The 23595-nt window shown below is 67.0% G+C and carries 23 protein-coding genes and 1 tRNA gene; 14 read left to right on the top strand and 10 right to left on the bottom strand.

The window, feature by feature from the left end; all coding sequences use genetic code 11:
• Positions 1-63 precede the first annotated feature (63 nt).
• Together ychF and WKW82_RS11220 are read right to left on the bottom strand one after the other, a co-directional pair.
• Positions 64-1155 (bottom strand): redox-regulated ATPase YchF, encoded by a 1092-nt coding sequence (ychF, locus tag WKW82_RS11225; RefSeq protein WP_340342367.1) that lies wholly within the window; start codon positions 1153-1155, stop codon positions 64-66.
• Positions 1156-1293: 138 nt separating this feature from the next.
• On the bottom strand, positions 1294-2175 hold the full coding sequence (locus WKW82_RS11220) for an MOSC domain-containing protein (RefSeq protein WP_340342366.1): 882 nt from the start codon (positions 2173-2175) through the stop codon (positions 1294-1296).
• 75 nt (positions 2176-2250) lie between these two features.
• On the opposite strand from WKW82_RS11220, the gene WKW82_RS11215 reads away from it, so the two are divergent.
• The 3 genes from WKW82_RS11215 to WKW82_RS11205 are packed head-to-tail and all read left to right on the top strand — an operon-like array spanning position 2251 to position 5940.
• Entirely contained in the window at positions 2251-3369 is a 1119-nt protein-coding gene (locus tag WKW82_RS11215; protein ID WP_340342365.1) for an FAD-dependent monooxygenase, read from the top strand.
• Positions 3370-3394: 25 nt separating this feature from the next.
• Positions 3395-4123 carry a DsbC family protein gene (locus WKW82_RS11210; protein ID WP_340342428.1) on the top strand — a complete coding sequence of 243 codons (729 nt, stop codon included), beginning with the start codon at positions 3395-3397 and terminating at the stop codon, positions 4121-4123.
• On the top strand, positions 4123-5940 hold the full coding sequence (locus WKW82_RS11205) for a M61 family metallopeptidase (RefSeq protein ID WP_340342364.1): 1818 nt from the start codon (positions 4123-4125) through the stop codon (positions 5938-5940). The genes WKW82_RS11210 and WKW82_RS11205 overlap by 1 nt, the downstream gene beginning before the upstream one ends.
• 114 nt (positions 5941-6054) lie before the next feature.
• Here the strand turns inward: WKW82_RS11205 and WKW82_RS11200 are convergent, their stop codons facing one another.
• Positions 6055-6519 (bottom strand): CopD family protein, encoded by a 465-nt coding sequence (locus WKW82_RS11200; protein ID WP_340342363.1) that lies wholly within the window; start codon positions 6517-6519, stop codon positions 6055-6057.
• 111 nt (positions 6520-6630) lie between these two features.
• Here WKW82_RS11200 and WKW82_RS11195 point away from each other — a divergent pair, with 111 nt between their 5' ends.
• Complete coding sequence (locus tag WKW82_RS11195; protein ID WP_340342362.1) at positions 6631-7410, top strand: enoyl-CoA hydratase; 780 nt, start codon at positions 6631-6633, stop codon at positions 7408-7410.
• A 2-nt stretch (positions 7411-7412) separates the two neighbouring features.
• On the opposite strand, the gene WKW82_RS11190 is transcribed toward WKW82_RS11195, so the two are convergent.
• The 3 genes from WKW82_RS11190 to WKW82_RS11180 form a co-directional block, all read right to left on the bottom strand.
• Positions 7413-7631: a hypothetical protein gene (locus WKW82_RS11190; RefSeq protein WP_340342361.1), complete on the bottom strand. Its 219-nt coding sequence runs from the start codon at positions 7629-7631 to the stop codon at positions 7413-7415.
• Between the two features lie 132 nt (positions 7632-7763).
• Positions 7764-9158 carry a hypothetical protein gene (locus tag WKW82_RS11185; protein ID WP_340342360.1) on the bottom strand — a complete coding sequence of 465 codons (1395 nt, stop codon included), beginning with the start codon at positions 9156-9158 and terminating at the stop codon, positions 7764-7766.
• Positions 9155-9904, bottom strand: a complete 750-nt coding sequence (locus tag WKW82_RS11180) for a sigma-70 family RNA polymerase sigma factor (RefSeq protein WP_340342359.1) — start codon at positions 9902-9904, stop codon at positions 9155-9157. Before WKW82_RS11180 ends, WKW82_RS11185 begins: the two co-directional genes overlap by 4 nt.
• Before the next feature lie 22 nt (positions 9905-9926).
• Between WKW82_RS11180 and WKW82_RS11175 the strand changes: the two genes are divergently transcribed.
• Positions 9927-10003: transfer RNA gene (locus WKW82_RS11175), tRNA-Met, on the top strand.
• A gap of 621 nt (positions 10004-10624) precedes the next feature.
• Positions 10625-11347 (top strand): histidine phosphatase family protein, encoded by a 723-nt coding sequence (locus WKW82_RS11170; protein WP_340342358.1) that lies wholly within the window; start codon positions 10625-10627, stop codon positions 11345-11347.
• A 310-nt stretch (positions 11348-11657) separates the two neighbouring features.
• On the opposite strand, the gene WKW82_RS11165 is transcribed toward WKW82_RS11170, so the two are convergent.
• Positions 11658-12527: a UDP-2,3-diacylglucosamine diphosphatase gene (locus WKW82_RS11165; RefSeq protein ID WP_340342357.1), complete on the bottom strand. Its 870-nt coding sequence runs from the start codon at positions 12525-12527 to the stop codon at positions 11658-11660.
• Positions 12528-12622: 95 nt separating this feature from the next.
• Here WKW82_RS11165 and WKW82_RS11160 point away from each other — a divergent pair, with 95 nt between their 5' ends.
• Positions 12623-14368, top strand: a complete 1746-nt coding sequence (locus tag WKW82_RS11160) for a lysoplasmalogenase family protein (protein ID WP_340342356.1) — start codon at positions 12623-12625, stop codon at positions 14366-14368.
• Here the strand turns inward: WKW82_RS11160 and dmeF are convergent.
• Complete coding sequence (gene dmeF / locus WKW82_RS11155; RefSeq protein ID WP_340342355.1) at positions 14353-15345, bottom strand: CDF family Co(II)/Ni(II) efflux transporter DmeF; 993 nt, start codon at positions 15343-15345, stop codon at positions 14353-14355. The genes WKW82_RS11160 and dmeF overlap by 16 nt on opposite strands.
• Positions 15346-15349: 4 nt before the next feature.
• Positions 15350-16405 (bottom strand): Holliday junction branch migration DNA helicase RuvB, encoded by a 1056-nt coding sequence (gene ruvB / locus WKW82_RS11150; RefSeq protein ID WP_340342354.1) that lies wholly within the window; start codon positions 16403-16405, stop codon positions 15350-15352.
• Between the two features lie 84 nt (positions 16406-16489).
• Between ruvB and WKW82_RS11145 the strand changes: the two genes are divergently transcribed.
• Genes WKW82_RS11145 through WKW82_RS11115 form a run of 7 tightly spaced genes read left to right on the top strand, consistent with a single transcriptional unit; the run spans position 16490 to position 22955 of the window.
• A complete protein-coding gene (locus WKW82_RS11145) occupies positions 16490-17110 on the top strand; it encodes a CDP-alcohol phosphatidyltransferase family protein (protein WP_340342353.1) in 621 nt (206 codons plus the stop codon).
• A 31-nt stretch (positions 17111-17141) separates the two neighbouring features.
• On the top strand, positions 17142-18902 hold the full coding sequence (locus WKW82_RS11140) for a bifunctional alpha/beta hydrolase/class I SAM-dependent methyltransferase (RefSeq protein WP_340342352.1): 1761 nt from the start codon (positions 17142-17144) through the stop codon (positions 18900-18902).
• A complete protein-coding gene (locus WKW82_RS11135; RefSeq protein ID WP_340342351.1) occupies positions 18899-20242 on the top strand; it encodes a phosphatase PAP2/dual specificity phosphatase family protein in 1344 nt (447 codons plus the stop codon). Before WKW82_RS11140 ends, WKW82_RS11135 begins: the two co-directional genes overlap by 4 nt.
• A gap of 24 nt (positions 20243-20266) precedes the next feature.
• Complete coding sequence (locus tag WKW82_RS11130; RefSeq protein WP_340342350.1) at positions 20267-20701, top strand: hypothetical protein; 435 nt, start codon at positions 20267-20269, stop codon at positions 20699-20701.
• A gap of 43 nt (positions 20702-20744) precedes the next feature.
• Entirely contained in the window at positions 20745-21422 is a 678-nt protein-coding gene (locus tag WKW82_RS11125) for a lysophospholipid acyltransferase family protein (protein ID WP_340342349.1), read from the top strand.
• Positions 21419-22372 carry a phosphatidate cytidylyltransferase gene (locus tag WKW82_RS11120; protein ID WP_340342348.1) on the top strand — a complete coding sequence of 318 codons (954 nt, stop codon included), beginning with the start codon at positions 21419-21421 and terminating at the stop codon, positions 22370-22372. Before WKW82_RS11125 ends, WKW82_RS11120 begins: the two co-directional genes overlap by 4 nt.
• Positions 22344-22955: a YdeI/OmpD-associated family protein gene (locus tag WKW82_RS11115; protein ID WP_422823457.1), complete on the top strand. Its 612-nt coding sequence runs from the start codon at positions 22344-22346 to the stop codon at positions 22953-22955. The genes WKW82_RS11120 and WKW82_RS11115 overlap by 29 nt, the downstream gene beginning before the upstream one ends.
• A gap of 50 nt (positions 22956-23005) precedes the next feature.
• Here the strand turns inward: WKW82_RS11115 and ruvA are convergent, their stop codons facing one another.
• Positions 23006-23578 carry a Holliday junction branch migration protein RuvA gene (gene ruvA, locus WKW82_RS11110; protein WP_340342346.1) on the bottom strand — a complete coding sequence of 191 codons (573 nt, stop codon included), beginning with the start codon at positions 23576-23578 and terminating at the stop codon, positions 23006-23008.
• Positions 23579-23595: the final 17 nt, after the last annotated feature.

The following is a 23595-nucleotide window of genomic DNA, read 5'->3' as shown; positions in this document are numbered from 1 at the left end:
GCGCCCGGACCAGGCTTGGTCGCTCAGGGGTGAACGGTGGGCCTCCGGGCGAGGCCGAATCCCTCAAGGGCTGAACAGGAAGTTCATCACGTCGCCATCCTTGACGACGTATTCCTTGCCTTCGCTGCGCATCTTGCCCGCGTCCTTGGCGCCCTGCTCGCCCTTGAAGGCGATGTAGTCGTCGAAGGCGATGGTCTGGGCGCGAATGTAGCCCTTCTCGAAGTCGCCGTGGATCACGCCAGCCGCCTGCGGGCCGGTGTCGCCGATGTGGATGGTCCAGGCGCGCACTTCCTTCACGCCGGCGGTGAAGTAGGTCTGCAGGCCCAGCAGCTTGAAGGCGGCACGGATCAGGCGGTTCAGGCCCGGCTCGTCCTGGCCGATTTCGGCGAGGAACATCTTCTTGTCCTCGTCGTCCATGTCGGCCAGTTCGGCTTCGATCTTGGCGCAGATGGCAACGACCGGCGCGCCCTGCTTGGCCGCGTACTCACGCAGGCGATCGAGGTACGGGTTGTTCTCGAAGCCGGTCTCCGACACGTTGCCCACGAACATCGCCGGCTTGGCCGTGATCAGCGTGAAGGACTTGACCAGCGGCATCTCTTCCTTCGAGAACTCCAGCGCGCGCACCGGGATGTTCTCGTTGAGTGCCTTCTGGCAGCGGTCGAGCAGGCCGACCAGCTTCTGCGCATCCTTGTCGCCCGATCGCGCCACCTTGGTGTGGCGGTGCAGCGCCTTCTCGACCGTCGACAGGTCGGCCAGGCACAGTTCGGTCTGGATCACTTCGATGTCCGAAATCGGGTCGACCTTGCCGGCCACGTGGATCACGTTGTCGTCGTCGAAGCAGCGCACCACGTTCACCGTGGCGTCGGTTTCGCGGATGTGCGCGAGGAACTTGTTGCCCAGGCCTTCGCCGGTGCTGGCGCCGGCCACCAGGCCCGCGATGTCGACGAACTCGACGATGGCCGGCACGATTCGCTCGGGCTTGACGATCGCGCTCAGTTGCGCGAGGCGCGGGTCAGGCACTTCCACCACGCCGGTGTTCGGCTCGATGGTGCAGAAGGGATAGTTTTCCGCCGCGATGCCTGCCTTGGTCAATGCGTTGAAAAGGGTGGACTTGCCGACGTTCGGCAAGCCGACGATGCCGCACTGGAGACTCATGGCGGGGTTCTTTCAGGGAATCTGGGGAACCGGCGATTTTAGCGGCCGGGACGTTCGAGCAACGCCACAGAGCGCCTGAAGCGCGGACGCGCGACGCACAAGGGACTTGCTCAGCGGTGCCTTGAGGCGGCTGGCGCGCTATTCGAAGCGGTAATTGGCGCTGACCGGCTGACCCACCTTCAGCATGTAATCGATGCCCTGCAGCACGATCGCGTTCATGCCGAAGGTGACCGCGCCATCGACGCGTGCGTTCTGCCGGTAGGTGCGCAGCATGTCGCCCACCTCGGGGCTGCTCACCGCGGTCTTCGGGTCGATGTCCGGCATCGGGCAGCGCGGACAGGGCTTCACCGGCTGCAGCAGCGCCTCGCCCTCGCCCGTCGCGATGTGCATGGTCTCCAGGCGGTCCTCATCCTGCGCCTCGACGCCGGCCAGCACGATGTTGGGCCGGAACCGCTCCATGACGACTGCGTCGTGGCCCTCCGCCACCAGCTTCTCATTGAGTTCGACCAGCGACGCCTCGCTCGCCACCAGCACCGCAAAGCCGTCTGAAAACTGGTTCTGCGCCTCGACGCCATTCGTCCACTTCAGGCTGGAAATGCGCTTGTGCGCCGGATCGAAGCGCACCAGGCGCAGCTTCTGCGGCTTGCCCGGCTCCGACAGGAAATCGCTGAACCACTGGGCCGCGACGTCGCCCATGTCGTAGGCGGCCACCTCGTCGTCCCACACCCGCACGCGCATCGGCAGTTCGACCCGGTCGTAAGCCACATGCAGCGCCAGCATACCGGGCGCGCGCAGCACCATCTCGAACTGCTTGAGCTTCGGCTGGATCAGCGCCATGCGCGGCAGTTCGCGTTGCGACACGAACTCGCCCTCGGCATCGACCACCATCCAGGCCCGGTCGAACTCCAGCCCGGTCTCCGTCAGCAGCACCTCCGGCAGGTCCACCCCGGCGCAGGACTTGACCGGGTAGACGAGAAGACGGGCGATGGTGGCCTGGAGATCGAAAGCGGCAGATGTCACGGATGGGTTCCTTGAGGGCGAAGCGGGATTCTCCCGCAGTCCACGCCGCCCAGCCCCAACTCCTACAATCCCGCGATGGCTCTTCCCCCCGAGGTTTGCATTCGCGGCGCCGGCATCGTCGGCCGCACATTGGCACTTTTGCTCGCGCGCGAGCGGGTGCGCGTGGCCCTCGTTGCGCCCGCCGCCCGTTCCACCCAGGATGACGTGCGCGCCTACGCGCTCAACACCGCCTCGCGCAGCATGCTCGAATCGCTGCGCGCCTGGCCCGACGATGCACACGCCACCGCGGTGCGCGAGATGCAGGTGCATGGCGACGACGGCGGACGCGTGCAGTTCGACGCCCAACACCAGAAAGTCGATGCGCTGGCCTGGATCGTCGATGTCCCTGCCCTCGAACGCCAACTGGCCGACGCCGTGCGCTTCCAGCCCATGATCGACGTGCGCGAGGCACCTGTCCCCGCCCCGCTGACCGTGGTCTGCGAAGGCAAGGGCAGCGCCACGCGCGAGGGACTGGGCGTGCGCTACGACGTCACCCGCTACCCGCAGCACGCCATCGCCGCCCGCCTCGAAGCCGAACGCCCCCACGACGGCATGGCCCGCCAATGGTTCAACGACAAGGGCGAAGTGCTGGCACTGCTCCCCCTGGGCGGCGCGGCCGGCCGGCAACTGGCGCTGGTGTGGTCAGTCGACCAGTTTCACGCGCCTGAACTGATGGCGCAGGACCCGGCCCAGTTCGCTGCGGCCTTGGGCCAGGCCACGCACGATGCCCTCGGCGCCCTCACGCTCACCAGCGAACGCGCGGCCTGGCCGCTGCAGCGCGCCATGGCCGACCGCTGGACCGGCGCCTTTCCGGACGGCAAGTCCTGGGCCTTGGCCGGCGATGCCGCCCACACGGTGCATCCGCTCGCGGGCCAGGGCCTGAACCTGGGCCTGGCCGATGCCGCCGCATTGGCCGGCGTCCTGAGGGACCGCGAATACTGGCGCAGCGTCGGCGACCCGCGCCTGCTGCGCCGCTACGAACGCGCCCGCCGCGCCGACGTGCTGGCGATGAGCCTCACCACCGACGGCCTCCAGCAACTTTTTTCGCAGACCGTGGATCCAATCCCGGCGCTGCGCAACTGGGGCATGCGCGGCTTCAACCAAGCCCAACCGCTCAAGAACTGGATCGCACGACAGGCCATGGGCCTTCGCTGATCCCCCAACAACAACGCCAACCATGATGAAGCTCGCTCGCAACCTCCTCGCCACCCTGGCCTTCGGCAGCGTCCTTGCCGTCTCGCTGCAGGCCCAAGCCGGCGAAGCCGAGATCCGCAAGAACCTGGCCGCCCGCATCCCGCAGTTCGCCAAGATCGACGAGATCACCAAGTCGCCGATGCCGGGCCTCTTCGAAGTGCGCATCAACGGCTTCGAGATCTTCTACACCGACGCCGACGGCAACTACCTGCTGCAGGGCAACCTCATCGACGTGAAGGCGCGCCGCAACCTGACCGAGGAGCGCATCGAGAAGCTCAGCGAAGTCGACTTCGACAAGCTGCCGGTCAAGGATGCCTTCAAGATCGTGCGCGGCAACGGCAAGCGCAAGCTGGCAGTGTTCGAGGACCCGAACTGCGGCTACTGCAAGCACTTCGAGCGCGACATGAAGAACGTCGACAACGTCACCGTCTACCTGTTCCTCTACCCGGTGCTGGGCCCGGATTCAACCGCCAAGTCGAAGAACATCTGGTGCAGCAAGGACAAGGCGAAGACCTGGAACGACTGGATGACGAGCGAGGTCAAGCCACAGGACGCGCCCGCGAGCTGTGACGCGGCGGCGCTCGAGCGCAACGTCGCCTTCGGCCGCAAGTACAACATCACGGGCACGCCCACGCTGATCTTTGCCGACGGCTCGCGCGCACCGGGCGCCATTCCGGCCGCCCAGGTCGAAAAGCATCTCGCCGCGGCCAATTGATGGCGCCAACCGTTGCCACCCAGCGCCGCGAGGCGCCGGCGCTGCGTTACCGCGTCGAATGCGCCAACCCCAATGCGCACCTGTTCGCCATTTCGCTCACCATCGACAGCCCGGCCGCGCTGCAACGCGTCTCGCTGCCGGTGTGGATTCCGGGCAGCTACCTGGTTCGTGAATTCGCCAAGAACCTGCAGAAGCTGAGCGCATCGCAAGGCCGCCGCACACTGGTCATCGAGCAACTGGACAAGCACAGCTGGCAAATCGAATGCACCGAGGGCAAGCCATTGGTGCTGCGCTACGAGGTCTGCGCGTACGACCATTCGGTGCGCACCGCGTGGCTCGACGCCGACCGCGGCTTCTTCAACGGCACCAGCCTTTGCCTGCGCGTCGAGGGACAGGAAGACAATCCACACGGCATCGACATCGTCGCGCCCGCGCAGGTTGCCGGCAACGCACGCTGGTCCTGCGCCACGGCCCTGCATGGCGTGGACACCGATGCGCAAGGCTTCGGCGCACATTGGGCCGCCAACTACGACGAACTGGCCGACTCACCCGTCGAGATGGGCGCCTTCTGGAGCGCCGACTTCACCGTCTTCGGCGTACCTCACCGCTTCGTCGTTGCGGGCGCCACCGCATCCTTCGACGGCGACAAGCTGATCGCCGACACCCGCGCCATCTGCGAGACCGAGATGCGCTTCTGGCACGGCGACAAGGTCGGCAAGCGCGGCGGCCCGAGCGCGCCGTTCGACCGCTACGTGTTCATGCTGAACGCCGTCGACGATGGCTACGGCGGCCTCGAGCACCGCCATTCCACCGCGCTGATCTGCACGCGCCGCGACCTGCCGCAACTCGAAGCCCGCAAACAGCCCGAGGGCTACACCACGCTGCTGGGCCTGATCAGCCACGAGTACTTCCACACCTGGAACGTGAAGCGGCTGCGGCCCGCGGAGTTCGCGCGCTACGACTACGGCCAGGAGAACTACACGCAGATGCTCTGGCTGTTCGAAGGCTTCACCAGCTACTACGACGACCTGCTGTTGCGCCGCGCCGAGCGCATCGACAACGCGGGCTACCTGAAGCTCATCAACAAGACCATCAACGGCGTGCTGCAGTCGCCCGGGCGGCTGGTGCAGTCGGTGGCGCAGGCCAGCTTCGATGCCTGGGTCAAGTACTACCGGCAGGACGAGCAGACGCCCAACAGCACCATCAGCTACTACACCAAGGGCTCGCTGGTCGCGATGTGCTTCGACCTCACGCTGCGGCGCGAAGGCAATGGCTCGCTCGACGATGTGATGCGCCTCCTGTGGAACGTGAGCGCGGGCGGCCCCATCACCGAGGCCGACTTCGCCAGCGCGCTGCTGGCGATCGGTGGTCGCACCTATGACGAGGAGATCGCTGCCTGGGTGCATGGCACCGACGAGTTGCCCTTGTCGGAACTGCTGCGTGCACACGGCGTGGCCACGCTCGACGACCCGTCGCAACGTGCGCAGGAACTGGGCCTGCGCGTGAGCGAGACCAACGGCAGCGTGCATGTGAAGGTCGTCCTGCGCGGCGGTGCAGCCGAGCAGGCCGGGTTCGCGGCCAACGACGAATGGCTCGGCATCGAGGTGCCCGCCAGGAAGGGCCATGCGGCCCAGACCTGGCGCATCACCAAGCTGGACGACCTGGCGCTCTATCTCGGTCCGCAGAAGAAGATGACCGCGATCGTCGCGCGCGACCGGCGCATGCTGCGGCTTCCGCTCACGTTGCCGACGGGCTCGACGACCTGGCGGCTGTTCGCGCAGGACGCCGCGCTGCTGGCGGCCTGGCTCGTGAACTGACAGCCACCCCCGAGCGCTTGCGGCGCGCCCTCCCCAGGGCGCGCGCCCAGTGGCCGGCAAAGCCGCCTCCGCGGGGGCCCGCAAAGGCGATTCGAGGCGCACCAGGACACGCACTCATCCTGCGCGGCCGACCACGGCCAGCGCAAACACCAGTACGCCGAGCGCGAGGTTCAGCGCAACCAGCATGCGGATCAGGTGAAGCCGCCTGGCCGCGACAGGCCACTCCTTCACAGCGATCGCGCGCCGCACCTTCGGATAGATGCCAAAGCGGATATGGCCATAGACGGCCATCATCAAGAGGCCGATGCCCAGCATGGCATGCACATGCCAGCGCAGCGCGCCCATGCCGCCTGCCAACCCGATCATCGCGAAGCCGCTCAGCAGCAACAGCACGATCGCAACGTTCACCCCCACGAAGAAGCGCCCGAGCGCCGCACTCAACATCGGCAGCCGCAACGGCGGCTCCAGCACGGCCACTGCCGCGGGGCGCACGGCGAAGTGCATGACTGCCATCCCGCCCACCCAGAAGGCGGCGGAGGCCAGGTGAAGGAACAGCAGCACAGCAAACATCAAGCTCATCGGGGCACCTCTTGCGGAGCGCCGAGTGTGCACCGCGCGGGCTGCCCCGTCTCGCTATAGTCGTTCGATCCCGAATTTCACCCATTCCTCCCCATTCCGACGGAGACCCGCATGAACTACGAAAACATCGAAGTCCGCACCGAGGCCGGCACGGTCGGCATCATCACGCTGAACCGCCCGAAGGCGCTCAACGCACTGAACGATGCCTTGATGACCGACCTGGGCCACGCACTCAAGGCCTTCGATGCCGACGAAGCCATCGGCTGCATCATCGTCACCGGCAGCGAGCGCGCCTTTGCCGCGGGCGCCGACATCCGCGCCATGGCCAACTACAGCTTTGCAGACGTCTACAAGGGCGACTTCATCACCCGCAACTGGGAAATCATCCGTTCGGTGCGCAAGCCCGTGATCGCCGCGGTGGCCGGCTTTGCGCTCGGCGGCGGCTGCGAGCTGGCGATGATGTGCGACTTCATCATCGCGGCGGACAACGCGAAGTTCGGCCAACCCGAGATCAAGATCGGCGTGATCCCCGGCGCCGGCGGCACGCAGCGCCTGCCGCGCGCGGTCGGCAAGAGCAAGGCGATGGACATGGCGCTCACGGCCCGCATGATGGACGCGGCCGAGGCCGAGCGCTCGGGCCTGGTGAGCCGCGTGGTGCCGCTCGACAAGCTGGCCGACGAGGCGCTCGGCGCGGCGCTGGTCATCGCGGGCTTCTCGCGCATCGCGGTGATGGCGGCCAAGGAGTCGGTCAACCGCGCCTTCGAGAGCGGGCTCAGCGACGGCGTGATGTTCGAGCGCCGGCTGTTCCACTCGCTGTTCGCGAGCAACGACCAAAAGGAAGGCATGGACGCCTTCGTGAACAAGCGCGAGCCGACGTTCACGCACACTTGAACCTAGAAAAAGCAGTTGGATGCGCCCGACTGCGCCGTGATCGGCGTGCCAGGCAAGGCGCGAGAACGCGGCGGGCTCATGCCCGCAAGGCCGAGCAACGCCGCATGGCGCGTCGAGCGCGGTGCAATCGGGTGCATAGCGCTCTCACCCCGGCGGTGGCCGTGATCGAAGGCGAAAGCGTCAATGTCCATGCTGTCAGTCCAAAGGTTGAGCGCGGTCAACTGCTTTTTCTAGGTTGAAGCCTCGCCAAGGCGCGAGCGACGCAGCGCCCTGCAAGACGAATAGGCGACTGCTCGCGGCAGCGGCACTGACCAGCGCCCTGTCCAGCAGCGGCCGGCTGCCATCCTGGCAATCTATTGCCGGCGCAAGGGCGCGGATTCGATGTGGGGGGCCTGGGGCTCGGCGGGTTGGGCCGGCGGCTCGGCAGACTTCACCGAAGGCGCGGCTGCAGGGGCGGCCGGCGCTTGATTGGACACCGCAGGCAACGGCGCCGTCGCATCGCGAAGCGCCTCGCGCAATCCATCGAGCGCGCCTTCCGGCGGATGGCCCGTGGCTGGCGCCGAGCCACCCTCGCGCCAGCGCACCTCGCCACGCGCCAGTTCGAACTGCGCCAGCGGCTTGCCATTGCGTTCCAGCATGACTCGCCATTCCACCTTGTTGCGCAAGGGCTGCGGCCCCACGGCCGCTAGCGCGGCGGACCCCACCAAGGTGCCAAGCTCGCCCACCTCGCCGCGCGAGTAGGTCCGGCTCTGGCCGTTCGGGCCAACCACCGTCATGCGGGTCCACTGGCCCAATGCCGCAAAGGTCGGCGGCTCGCTGGCATCGGTGCGCACCGACGACGATGGGGCCGCACTGGCGGCGGCATTCGCAGCCGCACCGGGCTCGGGCTTGATGGACCGGGAGGCGCCGCCCGAGAGTGGTGTATTGGCGATGGCTGGCGGTGGCGGGGCGGCTGCCAGCTCATCGCGTGCGCGTGCACTGCGACGCTCCGGTGCAGCAGCCGGCGCACTCGCGTCAGCGAATGCACGTTCGTCTGGGCGGCGGGGTCCCGACAGCGGCGCCATCGACTGGGGATTGGGTGCCCGCGCCCCGGTGCCGGGAATGGGCACCGCCTTGCTGGCCACTTCCTGCGCTTCGCGCTCGGCCTCCTGCGCCTTGCGCAGGGCGGCCTGGATCGCGATGTCCTGTGCCGTCGGCTGGGGGAGTGCGCGGGGTGGCTCAGGCGGCAGGGGCGGCAGTTCAGGCGCTGGCGCCACGGTTGCCGGCAATGCGATCTGCGGTTCCGACGCGCTGTCGGACGCCGCCGCAGCTGGCGCGGAGGGCTCGTTCCTTGCTGCTGGGGCTGCTGGGGCTGCAGGGGCTGCGGGGGCTGCGGGGGCCATCGGGGCATGGGCGCTCGCAGCAGGCGTCGGCGGCGCCTGGCTGTCAAGTTGCGGGCCCGGCACGGGCTTCGATTGCCACAGCACCGTCACAAGGACGCCGACCATTACCGTCGCGAACGCCGCAGCCCAAGGCGTGCGGGATCTTGCGGGAGCGCCCAGCCCGAGCAGTTGACGCCACCATGAACGGTCCAGCGACTCGCTCAGTTCCGCATCGGTGGGCCCGACGGCGTCGTACGCCATCTGGCGAATGGTCCGCCGGAGGTGGAAACTGGGCACGGTCGCGTGATCCGGCGCGTTGTCAAGCGCACGGCGCAGCGCCGGGTCGGGGAGATCGTCGGCCTCCGGCATGGCGTGCTTGTCGTTCATGACGAGCGCCCCAATGCGGTCAGGTAGCGTTCCATGCATGCGCGCAATTTCTGCATGCCATAGCGCAACCTGCTGCGCACCGTCTCGAAGCCGACGTCCAGGCTCAAGGACATCGCTTCAATGGTGAAGCCCTCTTCCTGCTGCAGCAGGAAGGCGGCTCGCTGCTCGTCCGGAAGTTCGTCCAGGCAGGCCAAGAGCCGACGACCGGCCGCGCGCCAGAAGGCAGCTTCCTCGGCCGACGGATGTTGCGCCGCATCCGCGCGCAACACGCCGCGCCCGAACAACACGCCCGCTTCCAATCCGTCACCGTCTTCGTCATGGGCATAGAAGGACACCTCGCGGCCACTCAGGCGCAGGCGATCCATCGCCAGGTTGTGCGCGATGGTGAACGCCCAGGTCCGCCAGCTTGCGCGCTCCGGCGCGAAACTCGCACGCGCCTTGACGATGCGCTCCCAGGTTTCCTGGAACACCTCGTCGACCTCCGCCAACAGGCGCACGCCCAGCAGGCGGCGCACGAACCGGTACAGCCCGCTCTCGTGGCGGGCATAGAGTGCATCGAACGCGGTGGTGTCGCCGCCGACGTAGGCAATCATCAATTGGTCGTCGGGCACCGCGCCATCGTTGCTGGCGGCGGTATCGGCGTTGTCGGAGGAAACCGGTGACATGAAGTGATTCTCACCCCTGCTTCTACGGGCGGCGACCCCGTTCGGGGTTGAAAACACATGTAACTGGGAAGCGGGTTGCAACTCGGGCTATAATTCGAGGCTCGGCTCTTTAGCTCAGTCGGTTAGAGCGATGGAATCATAATCCACAGGTCCGCGGTTCGAATCCGTGAAGAGCCACCAAAAATCCAGGAAAGCCCCGTGAGTCAACGACTTGCGGGGCTTTTCTCATGGCCGACATCCACTTTGTGAAGCGACTCGAACTGATGGAGACGCGTTGGCTCGAGCCAGACCGACAAGGCTTTTACGCAGGTTGACCTCGACCGCATGGCCAGATCAATCATCGACGAAATCGGGCGGGAGCCTGCTCTCAGGCTCATGGAAGACGCTGTAGTCGCTGCGGCAACTGCAAGCAACTCGGGTTGCCGAAGGCCGTCGTGATTGACGGCGTCGTGTACCGACAGTTCCCTGATGGCCGGCTTGAAGCGGTCAAGGGTTCCGAGACTCCATGAACGTCCACTGCGAGAAGCGCAGGGTGCGCATCGAGCGCCACAGACGACGTGCCCTGGAAGCCCCCGCGTCTCGATCCCGTCGACGTGCTTCGCCCTGCCTGTTTTTTCAGGGGGGCGGGTGCCCGTCCCAAGCGCAACACCGGGTTCATTGGACAGAAGCAGCAATGGCCGCGTGCGAGGGCAGGCGGCCAGCGTGGTGTCCGTTTTCGAACCAAAGACCCGTTGACGTTCGCGCAGCGTGTTGGCGTGCTTGTGAGCAAATGACTCAGGTCGTCTGCCAGCCAGGCTGTCCATGCGGGAACGGCCGCTGACGCCAAAATGGCAGCTTCCACGGGAGGCAACAAGCAACATGAAGACGATCCATCTGGTCCGGCACGGCGAAAGCGCCGCCAATGCCGGCCTGCCGACGAGCGAACCTGAGCTGATTCCCCTCACCCCACGCGGTAGGGCGCAGGCGGCGCAACTCGCCCAACTGCTCGCTGTCCGGCCTGCGGCCATCGTGACTTCGGAATACATCCGGGCCATCGACACGGCACGACCCCTTGCCACGCGCCACGGCCTGGACTATTCCCGGCATGCGCTACTCAACGAATTCGTGACGCTGGATCCTGCCAGCGTTGCCGGCACCGGCACGAAAGAGCGCCGCCCGCTCATCGACAGCTACTGGACCCAAGGCGATCCGAGGCTGCGGATGGGCCCGGGCGCGGAAACGTTCATGGAGTTTGCGCAACGAGCCGACGACTACCGCCCGCAACTCGACGCGCTGCCGCACCACACCGTCGTCTTCGGCCATGGCATGTGGTTCGCGATGTTGCTGTGGCGGACGTTGAATTTTCCGGTCGCGGATCGGCTCTCGATGAAATCGTTTCGTCAGTTCCAGATCGGCCTGCCGATGCCCAATTGCGCCGTCTATGAACTGCATGGCCCCGGTGACGGCACTTGGCGGATCCAGTTCAATGCCGAGGTCTCGCGCCAGATGCCGGCGGTGCTGGATCCGGCGCATGCGATTCAATAGGCTGGCACCCTGCAGGCCTTCAACCGGACTGTCAAACCACGTTGGCTGTTGAAATTCCCCCGAAGTCACCGCGCTCATTTCCACGAGCGGCCAAGCTTCCGACAACGCTCCCTCGTTTGTCGACGGTGCCAGTTAACCGGGGCATGATGGAGGCGCAAGGCAGCAGCGCGTTCGGGTCGACGCCGGCCCTGCGCTCCGTTGACCCGAGGTCTTGGGCTGGACCCGCGACATCTTGAGTCAATGTGACTTTGCCATCTCGACTCAAATCCCCCACGGGGGGCGGGCTGGGAATGGCCTGGTGGCTCTCAAGTCAGGCCGCCGCTGAATGCCTTCGCCGCGCAAGCACCGGCGCCTGCGCGCTTGCCGCCATCTGCTCCGCCCAATGGAGGATTTCCAGCGTGCCATCCCCATGCTCCGCCAGCGCCGTCAGGCTCTCGACCCAGTCGCCGTCGTTGCAATACAGGATGCCGTCGATGTCGCGCATCTCCGCATGGTGGATGTGCCCGCAGACCACGCCTTGCACGCCGCGCTTGCGCGCCTCACGCGCCACGGCGGTCTCGAAGTCGCCCACATAGCTCACCGCGCGCTTCACCTTCTGCTTGAGGTAGCTGGACAGCGACCAGTACGGCAGGCCCATGCGTGCGCGCAGCGAGTTGAGGTGCCGGTTCAGCTTGAGCGTGAATTCGTAGAGCGAGTCGCCCACGTGCGCCAGCCACTTGGCGCACTGGATGACGCCGTCGAACAGATCGCCGTGGATGATCCACAGCTTGCGGCCGTCGGCGGTCTCGTGGATCCATTCCTCGGCGACCTCGATGCCGCCGAAGTTGTGGTTCAGGTACTTGCGCGCGAACTCGTCATGGTTGCCGGGGATGAAGATCACGCGCGTGCCGTTGCGCGCCTTGCGCAGCAGCTTCTGCACCACGTCGTTGTGGGCCTGCGGCCAGTACCAGTGGCGACGCAGCTGCCAGCCGTCGATGATGTCGCCGACCAGGAACAGGGTCTCGCATTCGGTGTGCTTGAGGAAGTCGAGCAGCGCGCGCGCCTGGCAGCCGGGTGTGCCGAGATGCAGGTCGGAGATCCACAGCGAGCGATAGTGCTGGCGCGGGCGCGTCGTCGCCGCGTCGCCATCGAGGCCGGGAGTGTCGCGCCATGCGCGAAGGAGTGCGTCTTCTCTTTGCATGGACGCATAGGTTCGCAGTGCGGCATGACGGCACCGTGGCAATGGGGTGACACCCCCATGACCGTGGGCATTCGGCCACACGACAATCCCCGCCTATGCGACCTGGCCAGATCATTGTTCTTGCGACCCCTGTGTTCTTCCTGCTGATTGCGATCGAGTTTTCCGTGGGGCGCGTGCGTGCCCGCCGCGGCACCGGGCAGGACACCTATCGGCTGGCCGATGCGGTCAACAGCATCGGCCTGGGCATGCTGAGCCAGATCACCACGGTGCTGACGGGGCTCTTGCGCATCGGCATCTACACGGCGGTCTATTCGACCGTGGCCTTGTTCCCACTCGACCAAGCCCGCGACTTCTGGACGCAGTGGTACGGCTGGCTGCTGGCGCTGGTGCTCTACGACTTCTGCTACTACTGGCTGCACCGCATGGGCCACGAGTCGGCCATCCTCTGGGCCGCCCATGTGGTGCACCACCAGAGCCAGCACTACAACCTCTCGACCGCGCTGCGCCAGACATCGAGCGGCGCGCTGCTCGGCTGGATCTTCTACCTGCCGATGGCCGTGGCGGGCGTGCCGCCACTGGTGTTCGGCGTGGTGGCGCTGGTCGACCTGCTCTACCAGTTCTGGGTTCACACGGAGCAGGTCGGCAAGCTCGGCTGGTTCGACCGCTGGTTCTGCTCGCCGTCGAACCATCGCGTGCACCATGCGGTGAACGATGGCTATGTCGACCGCAACTATGGCGGCGTGCTGGTCGTGTGGGACCGCATGTTCGGCAGCTTCAAGGAGGAAGGCGAGCCCTGCGTCTACGGCACGCGCAGCCCGCTGCAAAGCTGGGACCCGCTGTGGGCCAATGCGGAGGTGTACTGGTCGCTCGCGAAGGATTCGTGGCATGCGCGCAGTTGGGCCGACAAGGTGCGCGTGTGGCTCAAGCCGCCGGGCTGGCGGCCGGCGGACGTTGCGGCTCGCTTTCCGAAGAGCGACTTCGACATCGCGCAGGTGACGCGCTACGAGCCGCCGGTGTCGCGTGGTGTGCTGTGGTTCGCGGGGGTCCAGTTCCTGCTGGTGCTGGGCGGCGTGGCGAGCTTTCTGTGGGTTTCGGACGCCATGCCGTTGGAACGCAGCGCCGTATGGCTGGCCGCACTCACGGCTGCGTTGTGGGCCATCGGCGGGGTGTTGCAGGCGCGATTGAGTGTGCTGGAAGTGTTGTTCGTCGAGGCCGCCGCGCTGGCGGCCGCGAGCGGCGCGCTGGGGTTGGACGGGCTGCATGTCGTCTTCAAGCCGCTGGCCTTGCTGTTGCTGATCGCCTTCGCGATCGTGCGCACGCGTCGAGAGGGCATCGACGGAAAGTTCGGTGGCTGGTTGATCGCCGGCCTGGTCGCTTCGCTGGCCGGCGACGTGCTGCTGATGTGGCCGCAGTTCTTCGTTCCCGGGCTTGTGTGCTTCCTGCTCGCGCACCTGGCGTACATCGCGCTGTTTCGAATGAGCGTCGGCCTGTTTCCGCGGCGAGGTGCGCTCGCGGCGACGCTGGCCGTTGGCGCCGCGATGTATGCCGTGCTGTGGTTCGGCGGATTGCCTGTTGCGTTGCGTGCGCCGGTCGGGCTCTATGTCGTCGTGATCGCATGCATGGCAGCGCAGGCGATCGGCCGTGCGGCAGCGGCGGGTGATGCGGCCTCGCGCTGGGTGGCAGTGGGCGCCTGTTTCTTCATGCTCAGCGATGCGCTGCTGGCGATGAACCGCTTCGTCACGCCGCTACCGCTGGCCTCGCTGTGGGTGCTGGCGACGTATTACGCGGCGCAGATGCTGATCGTTCGGCATGTGCGGCCAGTGTCTCAAGCCGCTGCCTGATCGCCGCAGCGCTGGATCTCCACCGTCGAGTGCCGGATCTCCTCGTGCATCGAGAAGCAGGCGCGCACCTCGTCCGCGCTCAGCGTCGGTGAGTGCGTGACGACGGTGACGGCGCAGGCGTACGCGCCGCGGCCGACGCGCCAGACGTGCAGGTCGGCCACACGCGTCTCGCTCGCGGCCAGCGTGTGCTCGATGCCCTCGCGGATCTCGTCGACCACCGGGTGGTCCATCTCGCGGTCGAGCAATACGCGGCCGGTTTCCATCAGCAAGCCCTTGGCCCAGACCGCGACGAGCACCGCGCCGACGATGCCCATCGCCGGGTCGAGCCAGGCCCAGCCCCAGAGCCAGCCGCCGATGAGCGCCACGATGGCCAGCACGGAAGTGGCCGCATCGGCCAGCACGTGCAGGTAGGCGGACTTGAGGTTCAGGTCTTCGCCGTGGGCATGTCCATGGTCGTGGTCATGCCCGTGCTCGTGCTCGTGCTCGTGCTCGTGACCATGCGAATGGTCATGACCATGGTGATGTGCCGCGCCCAGCAGCCGTGCGCAGACCAGGTTGACGACCAGCCCGAGCACCCCGATCGCGATCGCCTCCCTGTAGTGGATGACCGCCGGCGACCACAGCCGTTCCAGCGAGCCAACCACCATCAACGCTGCCACGCCCAACAGGCACAGCGCACTCGCAAAGCCGCCCAGCACCTCGATCTTCCACGTGCCGAAGGCGAAGCGCGGATCGCTCGCGTAGCGGCGCGCCGCCGCATAGGCGAAGGCGCTGAGCCCGATCGCCAAGGCATGCGAACTCATGTGCCAGCCGTCGGCCAGCAGCGCCATCGAGTTGAACCACCAGCCCGCGCCGATCTCGACCACCATCGTCACGGCGGTGATCCACATCACCAGCCGCGTGCCGCGCTCGGCGCGTTCGTTGTCGTCGGTGAAGCGGTGGTCGTGGCGCCAGGGGGCGAGGTCGTGGGTGTGCATGGCTTCAGGCTCCGAACATGTCCCCATCGCGCGACGGTGGCGCTACGCCCAAGTGCCGGTACGCCGCCAAGGTCGCGATGCGTCCGCGCGGCGTGCGTTGCAGGTAGCCCTGCTGGATCAGGTAGGGCTCGATCACGTCCTCGATGGTCTCGCGTTCCTCGCCGATGCTGGCCGCCACGTTGTCGAGCCCGACAGGCCCGCCGTCGAAGCGATGGATCACGGCTTCCAGCAGCTTGCGGTCCATCAGGTCGAAGCCTTGCGGATCGACGTCGAGCATGGCCAGCGCCTTGTGCGCAATGTCCTCGGTGATGCGGCCGTCGCCTTTCACCTCGGCATAGTCACGCACACGGCGCAGCAGCCGGTTGGCGATGCGTGGCGTGCCGCGCGAGCGACGGGCGATCTCGAAGCCGCCGGCCTCGTCCATCGCCACCTTCAGCAGCCTCGCACTGCGTCGCACGATGTGCGCCAGTTCCTCGGCCGTGTAGAACTCCAGCCGCGCGACGATGCCGAAGCGATCGCGCAGCGGGTTGGTCAGCATGCCGGCGCGCGTGGTGGCGCCCACCAGCGTGAAGGGTTGCAGGTCGAGCTTGATGCTGCGCGCCGCCGGACCTTCGCCGATCATGATGTCGATCTGGTAGTCCTCCAGCGCGGGGTAGAGGATTTCCTCGACCACCGGGCTGAGTCGGTGGATCTCGTCGATGAAGAGCACGTCGTTGCGCTCGAGGTTGGTCAGCAGCGCCGCCAGGTCCTTGGGCTTTTCCAGCACCGGGCCGGACGTCTGGCGCAGGTTCACGCCAAGCTCGGCGGCAATGATGTGGCTCAGTGTGGTCTTGCCGAGACCGGGCGGGCCGAACAGCAGCACATGGTCCAGCGCCTCTTCGCGCTTGCGCGCCGCGCCGATGAAGATCTCCAGCTGCTCGCGCACCTTGGCCTGCCCGACATACTCCTGCAGCAGCTTGGGCCGCAGTGCCCGTTCGATCGCTTCCTCGTTCGGCGACGCCGGGGCGGCGGAGACCACGCGTTGCGGGGCCGGGGCGAAATCGTCGGTCTGGATGGTCATAAGTGATAGGGCGGTTACGGCAGTTTAGCCAGATGACTCGCAGGCAGAATGCCGCTCCAATAAGGGAGAAGATGGAAAAGTTACGTGTCGATCTATGAACTGAAACCGCGATTTCAGGCCTTGTTGCGGCCGCTGGTGAAGCGACTGCACGCTTCGGGCGCGACGGCCAACCAGGTCACGCTGCTCGCCTGCGCCATTTCCGTCGCGCTGGGGCTCTGGTTGTTCTTCGCAAGGCCCGCAGCGACCGCTTTTGCACTGGTGCCGATCTGGATGCTGCTACGCATGGCCTTCAATGCCATCGACGGCATGCTGGCCCGCGAACACCACCAGCAGAGCCGGCTCGGCGCCTTCCTCAACGAACTGACCGACGTGGTCTCCGACGCCGCGCTGTACCTGCCTTTCGCGCTCGTCGCGCCGTTCAGCCCGTTCTGGGTGGGCACGGTGATCGTGCTCGCGGGCCTCAGCGAATTCGCCGGCGCCCTGGGCCCGACGGTCGGTGCCTCGCGCCGCTACGACGGCCCGCTGGGCAAGAGCGACCGGGCCTTCGTCTTCGGTGCGCTGGGCCTGTACGTTGCGCTCGGCTGGCCGATGCCGCAAGCCGTATCGTGGCTTATGCCCTTGCTCGCCGTGGGCGTCGCGTGGACCATCGTCAACCGCGTCCGTCGTGCGCTGGCCGAGCCCGCCGCACGAGCAGGAAACCCATGAGAATCGCGTCAGCCCGCTCCAGAACAACAAGATGACCACCTCACGTACTGCCCAGGAGCAGCACTTCACGACGCACGACGGCGTCTCTCTCTTCTACCGTCGCTGGCCCGCCGCCAGCCCCGTGCGTCGCGGTGCCATCGTCCTGTTCCACCGCGGCCATGAGCACGGCGCGCGCATGGCGCACCTGGTCGACGAGCTCGACCTGCCCGACTTCGACTTCTACGCCTGGGACGCACGCGGCCACGGCAAGTCCCCCGGCCAGCGCGGCTACAGCCCGAGCTTCGCGACCTCGGTGCGCGACGTGCAGACCTTCATCCAACACATCGACAAGGCCTACGGCGTACCGCCGGAAGACATCCACGTGATCGCGCAGAGCGTGGGCGCGGTGCTCATCGCCACCTGGGCGCACGACTACGCGCCTAAGGTGCGCGGCCTCACGCTCGCCTCACCGGCCTTCAAGGTGAAGCTGTACGTGCCCTTCGCACGCGCCGGGCTGGGCCTGATGCACAAACTGCGCGGCCTGTTCTTCGTCAACAGCTACGTCAAGGCCAGGTTCCTCACGCACGACCCGGAACGCATCGCCAGCTACAACACCGACCCGCTGATCTCCCGTCCCATCGCGGTGAACATTCTGCTCGGCCTGTACGAGGCGGCCGACCGCGTCGTGGCCGATGCCAAAGCGATCACGCAGCCCGTGCAACTGTTGATCTCCGGCGCCGACTGGGTGGTGCATCACAAGCCGCAGCACGAGTTCTTCAAGCGGCTGGGCAGCGCCACCAAGACCAAGATGGAACTGCCGGGCTTCTTCCACGACACGCTCGGCGAGAAGGACCGCGCCCCCGCCGTGGCCGCCATCCGCGCCTTCGTGCTGCAGTTGTTCGACCAGCCGCTGATGCGCGTCGACCGGCGCAATGCCCACCTCAGCGGCGACACCGCCGACGAGTCGCGCGCACTGGCCGAGCCCTTGTCCCCGATGTCGCCACGCGGCGCGTACTGGGCCCTGACGCGCGCCGGCCTGCGCCTGGGCGGCACGCTGTCCAGCGGCGTCGCGCTCGGCCACCAGACCGGCTTCGATTCCGGCAGCACGCTGGACTACGTCTACCGCAACACGCCGCAGGGCAAGGGGCCGCTCGGCCGCTCCATCGACAAGACCTATCTCCAGTCCATCGGCTGGCGCGGCATCCGCCAGCGCAAGATCCATGTCGAGGAACTGCTGCGCGAAGCCATGGAGCGCCTGGCCGAGAAGCATCGCGACGTGCGGCTCATGGACATCGCCGCCGGCCATGGCCGCTATGTGCTGGACGCGGTGAAGGCCAGCCCGATCAAGGTCGCCTCGGTGCTGCTGCGCGACTACAGCGACATCAACGTGCGCGACGGCCGTGCGCTCATTGCGGAGAAGGAACTGCAGGACATCGCCCAGTTCGTGCAGGCCGACGCGTTCGACCGCCTGAGCCTCGCGAACGTCATGCCGCGCCCGACGCTCGCCGTAGTCTCCGGCCTGTACGAACTCTTCCCCGACAACGAGATGGTCAGCCGCTCGCTGGCCGGCGTCGGCGATGCGGTGGAAGACGGCGGCTACCTCGTCTATACGGGCCAGCCTTGGCATCCGCAGCTCGAGATGATTGCGCGTGCGCTCACCAGCCATCGGCAGGGCCAGGCCTGGGTCATGCGGCGCCGCACGCAGGTCGAGATGGACCAGCTCGTCGAAGCGGCGGGCTTCCGCAAGATCACTCAGCGGGTCGACAAGTGGGGCATCTTCACCGTCTCGCTGGCGGTACGGACCGGACGATGATCTCCGCGGCCGGGCGCCCCTGGAAACGCGCCGCGGCGTGGCTCGTGCTGCTCGGGCCGCTGTTCTACGCCGCTTACGGCTTCGCCAACTGGTGGGCCACCACGCGCGCCGACGTGCCGAGCGCGGCTTTTCAATGGGAGCGCGAGATCCCGTTCTGGCCGTGGACGATCTTCCCGTACTGGACCATCAACGTCTTCTACGCGCTGTCACTGTTCTTCGGGCGCAGCAAGCATGTGGTCGACCGCCATGCGCTGCGACTGCTGAGCGCCACCGTCATTGCCGTCAGCTGCTTCGTGCTGTGGCCGCTGCAGTTCAGCTTCGGCCAACCGCCGGTCGAGGGCGCGCCGGCCTTCCTGTTCGATGCGCTGCGCGGCTTCGACAAGCCCTTCAACCAGGCGCCCTCGCTGCACATCGCGCTGGCCGTGATCCTGTGGGACTGGTACCAGCGGCTGCTGACGAATCCGTGGGCGCGGCTGGTGCTGCACCTCTGGACCTTCGCCATCTGCGCCTCGGTGCTGACGACATGGCAGCACCACTTCATCGACATTCCCACGGGCGCCCTGCTGGGGCTGTTCTGCGTCTGGCTGTGGCCGCTGGAACGGGTGCCCTCGATGCCGCGCGTGTGGGCGCTCGCACGCGACCCGCAACGCTGGAAGCTGGCCGCTTTCTACGCGATCGGTGCCGCGGCCTGCCTGGCTGCGGGCTTGCGGCTGGGTGGCGGTGCGCTGTGGCTGGGCTGGCCCGCGGCCTCGCTGGCGCTGGTGGCGCTCAACTACCTCGGCTTCGGCGCACGAGGCTTCCAGATGAATGCGCGCGGTCGCATGGCCTGGGCGGCGCGCTGGCTGCTGCTGCCCTATCGCGCCGGCGCCGGGCTCAACGCCATGATCTGGACGCGCCGGATGCGGGCCTCCTCGGAAGTCCTGCCCGGCCTCTGGCTCGGCCGGATTCCCGATTTCGTGGAATGGCTGGCCGCTGGCAAGCCGCGCATGGTCAGCCTCAGCGCCGAGTTGCAACTGCCCACCAGCGCCGGCTCACACTGCCTGCCGATGCTCGACCTGGTGGTGCCCTCTCCCGAACACCTGCGCCGCGCCGCGCTGATCATCGAAGCCCAGCACCGAACGGGCGGAACCGTCTGGATCTGCTGCGCGCTCGGCTTCTCGCGCAGCGCCGCATCGCTGGTCGGCTGGATCGCCGCGCATTCGCGCGATGCCAAGGTGGCGCAGGCGCTGGCGGATGCGGAGGAACTGGTGCGGCAGACCCGCCCGCAGATCGTGCTGCGCCCGGCCTGGCGCATTGCGCTTGCGCAAGCGATCAGCGAAAACGATGCGCAGGACTCCTGAACCCCGTGCGACAGTACTGAAGGCATGACCGACAACGACCGCACCCTGTGCGCCACCACGGCAAGCCTGCTGCGCGCGGCAGGCGGCATCGCCGCGCTCGGCCTGGCGCTGAGCGGCATCGCGCTCGGCGTGCTCGCCCTCACCGCGCGCTCGCTCTCGCTTACCTCCTGCATGGGCCTCGGGGCCGTGGCGATCATCGGCGTGCTCGAGCGCTACCTCGCGCTGCGATTGCGCTTCGACGCCGGCCTGTTCGAAGGACTGGCGCACGGCACGATCACGTCGCTGCCCGCCCTCGACAACGCGCTGAGCCGCACCGGCCTGCGCCAGGTGCCTGATGCCTCGCGCTCGCTGGCCGACCGTGTACTTGGCACGCGCCAGTTGCTGCAAAGGCACGGCATCACCGTCGCCTGCCAGGCCGCGATGCTGCTGCTGGCCTTGCTGACGCAGGACCTGCAATGAACCACAAGAAGACAACAACGATTCAAAGGGAGAGGGATTTTTCATGAACGCATCCGTGCAGAGGGAGAGCCGCAAGTTCGCGGCCATCGTCACCGCGTGGCTGATCGTCGGTATCGCCAAGCTGCTCACCGGCGTGCGCGCCATCTGGAGCGGCACCACGCCCAAGGCCGAGCAGACGCTCTACTTCGCCAACCACACCAGCCACGGCGACTTCGTGCTGCTCTGGGCCACGCTGCCGCCCGACCTGCGCGCCATCACGCGCCCGGTGGCGGGACAGGACTACTGGCTCGCATCGAACGGGCGCCGCTTCGTCGGCGAGCAGGTCTTCAACGCATTGATGATCAAGCGCGACGGCTCCGCCGACGGCAGCAACCCGGTGCAGCAGATGGCTGACGCGCTGCAGGCCGGCGACTCGCTCATCATGTTCCCCGAAGGCACGCGCAACATGGGCGACGAGGTGCTGCTGCCGCTCAAGAGCGGCCTCTACCACCTGGCGCGCGCCTGCCCCAACGTACGACTGGTGCCGGTGTGGATCGAGAACCTCAAGCGCGTGCTGCCCAAGGGCACGCTGGTGCCGATCCCGCTGGCCTGCACGGTGCGCTACGGCACGCCCATCGTGCTGGCCGAGGGCGAGGACAAGAACAGCTTCATCGCCCGCGCGCGCGCCGCGATGCTGGACCTGCGACCGGAGTACGACCGGGAAGAGGCAGCCGCCGCATGAACAGCGCTTCCTCCACACAAACAACCATCACGCTGTTCGGCGGTGTCGCGTGCGTCTTGATCCTGGCCTCCGCCATTGGCGCGTTGCTCAAGTGGCGCGTGGCCAAGGGCCAGCCGAATGCGGTGATCGACAACCTCAACTCACGCGTCAACGCATGGTGGGTGATGGTGGCGGTCATCGGCCTCGCCTTCGCGTTCGGCAAAGGCGGCGTGATCGTGTTGTTCTACCTGACCTCGTTCTACGCGCTGCGCGAGTTCATCAGCCTCGCCTACACGCGGCGCGGCGACCACCATGCGATCGCGCTCGCCTTCTTCATTGCGCTGCCGGTGCAGTACTTCCTGATCTGGATCGACTGGTACGGGTTGTATGAGATCTTCATCCCGGTCTACGCCTTCCTCGTGCTGCCGATCCTCGCGGCCGTGGGCGGCGACACGCGGCGCTTCCTCGAACGCACCTCGAAGATCCAGTGGGGCCTCATGGTGTGCGTGTTCTGCATCAGCCACGTGCCGGCCCTGCTCACCTTGCAGATCCCCGGCTTCGAAGGCCGCAACCTGCTGCTGATCGCCTTCCTCGTCATCGTGGTGCAGGGCAGCGACGTGCTGCAGTACGTGTGGGGCAAGCTGTTCGGCAAGCGCAAGGTCGCGCCCGAACTGTCGCCCTCCAAGACCTGGGAAGGCCTGATCGGCGGCGTGGCCAGCGCCACCGCGCTGGGCGCCGCGCTGTCATGGGCCACGCCGTTCACGCCTTGGCAGGCTGCGGTGATGGCGCTCACGATCTGCGTGATGGGCTTCTTTGGCGGTCTCGTGATGTCGGCCATCAAGCGCGACCGCGGCGTCAAGGACTGGGGCACCATGATCGAAGGCCACGGCGGCATGCTGGACCGGCTCGATTCGGTGATCTTCGCGGCGCCGATCTACTTCCATGCGTTGCGGTACTGGTGGGTGCCTTGATACCGCGGTGATCCAAGACGAGCCCATCCTTGAGTGCGCGTCCGCCGCGAAGTGGGCGGCCTGGCTGCGGCGCCACCATGCCAAGTCGACCGGCGTCTGGCTGCGCCTGTCCAAGAAGGGCGCCGATCGCGCGACCCTCACGTACGCCGAAGCGCTCGATCTCGCGCTGTGCCATGGCTGGATCGATGCGCGCAGCCAGTCCGAAGGGGAGCACTATTGGCTCAAGCGCTTCACGCCCCGAGCGTCGCGCAGCATCTGGTCGAAGATCAACTGCGAGAAGGCGATGAAGCTCGTGCAAGCGGGCCGCATGCAACCCGCCGGCCAGTCCGAGATCGATCGCGCGAAGGCAGATGGCCGATGGGACGCCGCCTACGATGGCGCCCGAGCGTCGACCATCCCGCCCGACCTGCAAGCCGCGCTCGATGCCGAGCCCCGGGCGGCAGCCTTCTTTGCAACCCTCGATTCAACCAACCGCTATGCCGTGCTGTTCCGTACGCAGACCGCAAAGAAGCCCGAAACGCGGGCCAAGCGCATCGCGCAATTCGTGGCGATGCTGGCGCGGGGCGAGAAGCTTCACAACTGAAATGGCCCCCGAAGCGCCAGCTACGCGGCCGCGGAAACGCAGGCAAAGCCCTACTTCGCCAGCGCCCGCAACGCCAGCTTGATCCCTTCGCTGACGCCCACGTCCTTCGGCAGCGCCTTCAGCGACGCAGCCGCCTCCTTGTCGCTGTAGCCCAGCGCGACCAGCGCCTGCAGGATGTCCGCCTGCGCGTCGCTTGCCGCATGCGCGGGCAGCGCGATATCGGCGCCGAGCTTGCCCTTGAGTTCCAGCAACAGCCGCTCCGCCGTCTTCTTGCCAATGCCCGGAATCTTCACCAGCCGGCCCGCGTCCTGCAGCGTGACCACCTGCGAAAGTTCCGCCACGCTCAGGCCCGACAACACCCCCAGCGCCATGCGCGGCCCGATGCCCGAGATCTTGATCAACTGCCGAAACGCCATGCGCTCTTCCGGCGTGCCGAAGCCATAAAGAATCTGCGCATCCTCACGCACCACGAAGTGCGTCAGCAGCGACACCCGCGCCCCCGTCTGCGGCAGGTTGTAGAAGGTGCTCATCGGCACATCGACTTCGTAGCCGACCCCATTGCAGTCCACCACCACCTGCGGTGGATTGCGTTCGGCCAGCGTGCCGGTCAACTTGCCTATCATCGGAGCCCTTCGTCGTG

This window comes from Variovorax rhizosphaerae, from assembly GCF_037889975.1.
Lineage (GTDB): Bacteria > Pseudomonadota > Gammaproteobacteria > Burkholderiales > Burkholderiaceae_C > Variovorax > Variovorax rhizosphaerae.
This window is presented reverse-complemented; position numbering and strand designations above follow the sequence as displayed.

Excerpts from the sequence above, each read along its gene's own strand:
- WKW82_RS11140 (WP_340342352.1), top strand. The coding sequence starts at position 17,142 with ATGACCACCTCACGTACTGCCCAGGAGCAGCACTTCACGACGCACGAC.
- ychF (WP_340342367.1), bottom strand. The coding sequence starts at position 1,155 with ATGAGTCTCCAGTGCGGCATCGTCGGCTTGCCGAACGTCGGCAAGTCC.
- ruvA (WP_340342346.1), bottom strand. The coding sequence starts at position 23,578 with ATGATAGGCAAGTTGACCGGCACGCTGGCCGAACGCAATCCACCGCAG.
- WKW82_RS11160 (WP_340342356.1), top strand. The coding sequence starts at position 12,623 with ATGCGACCTGGCCAGATCATTGTTCTTGCGACCCCTGTGTTCTTCCTG.
- WKW82_RS11115 (WP_422823457.1), top strand. The coding sequence starts at position 22,344 with ATGCGTTGCGGTACTGGTGGGTGCCTTGATACCGCGGTGATCCAAGAC.
- WKW82_RS11120 (WP_340342348.1), top strand. The coding sequence starts at position 21,419 with ATGAACAGCGCTTCCTCCACACAAACAACCATCACGCTGTTCGGCGGT.
- ruvB (WP_340342354.1), bottom strand. The coding sequence starts at position 16,405 with ATGACCATCCAGACCGACGATTTCGCCCCGGCCCCGCAACGCGTGGTC.
- WKW82_RS11185 (WP_340342360.1), bottom strand. The coding sequence starts at position 9,158 with ATGAACGACAAGCACGCCATGCCGGAGGCCGACGATCTCCCCGACCCG.
- WKW82_RS11195 (WP_340342362.1), top strand. The coding sequence starts at position 6,631 with ATGAACTACGAAAACATCGAAGTCCGCACCGAGGCCGGCACGGTCGGC.
- WKW82_RS11170 (WP_340342358.1), top strand. The coding sequence starts at position 10,625 with ATGCGGGAACGGCCGCTGACGCCAAAATGGCAGCTTCCACGGGAGGCA.
- dmeF (WP_340342355.1), bottom strand. The coding sequence starts at position 15,345 with ATGCACACCCACGACCTCGCCCCCTGGCGCCACGACCACCGCTTCACC.
- WKW82_RS11200 (WP_340342363.1), bottom strand. The coding sequence starts at position 6,519 with ATGAGCTTGATGTTTGCTGTGCTGCTGTTCCTTCACCTGGCCTCCGCC.
- WKW82_RS11130 (WP_340342350.1), top strand. The coding sequence starts at position 20,267 with ATGACCGACAACGACCGCACCCTGTGCGCCACCACGGCAAGCCTGCTG.
- WKW82_RS11135 (WP_340342351.1), top strand. The coding sequence starts at position 18,899 with ATGATCTCCGCGGCCGGGCGCCCCTGGAAACGCGCCGCGGCGTGGCTC.
- WKW82_RS11205 (WP_340342364.1), top strand. The coding sequence starts at position 4,123 with ATGGCGCCAACCGTTGCCACCCAGCGCCGCGAGGCGCCGGCGCTGCGT.
- WKW82_RS11165 (WP_340342357.1), bottom strand. The coding sequence starts at position 12,527 with ATGCAAAGAGAAGACGCACTCCTTCGCGCATGGCGCGACACTCCCGGC.
- WKW82_RS11215 (WP_340342365.1), top strand. The coding sequence starts at position 2,251 with ATGGCTCTTCCCCCCGAGGTTTGCATTCGCGGCGCCGGCATCGTCGGC.
- WKW82_RS11210 (WP_340342428.1), top strand. The coding sequence starts at position 3,395 with ATGAAGCTCGCTCGCAACCTCCTCGCCACCCTGGCCTTCGGCAGCGTC.
- WKW82_RS11125 (WP_340342349.1), top strand. The coding sequence starts at position 20,745 with ATGAACGCATCCGTGCAGAGGGAGAGCCGCAAGTTCGCGGCCATCGTC.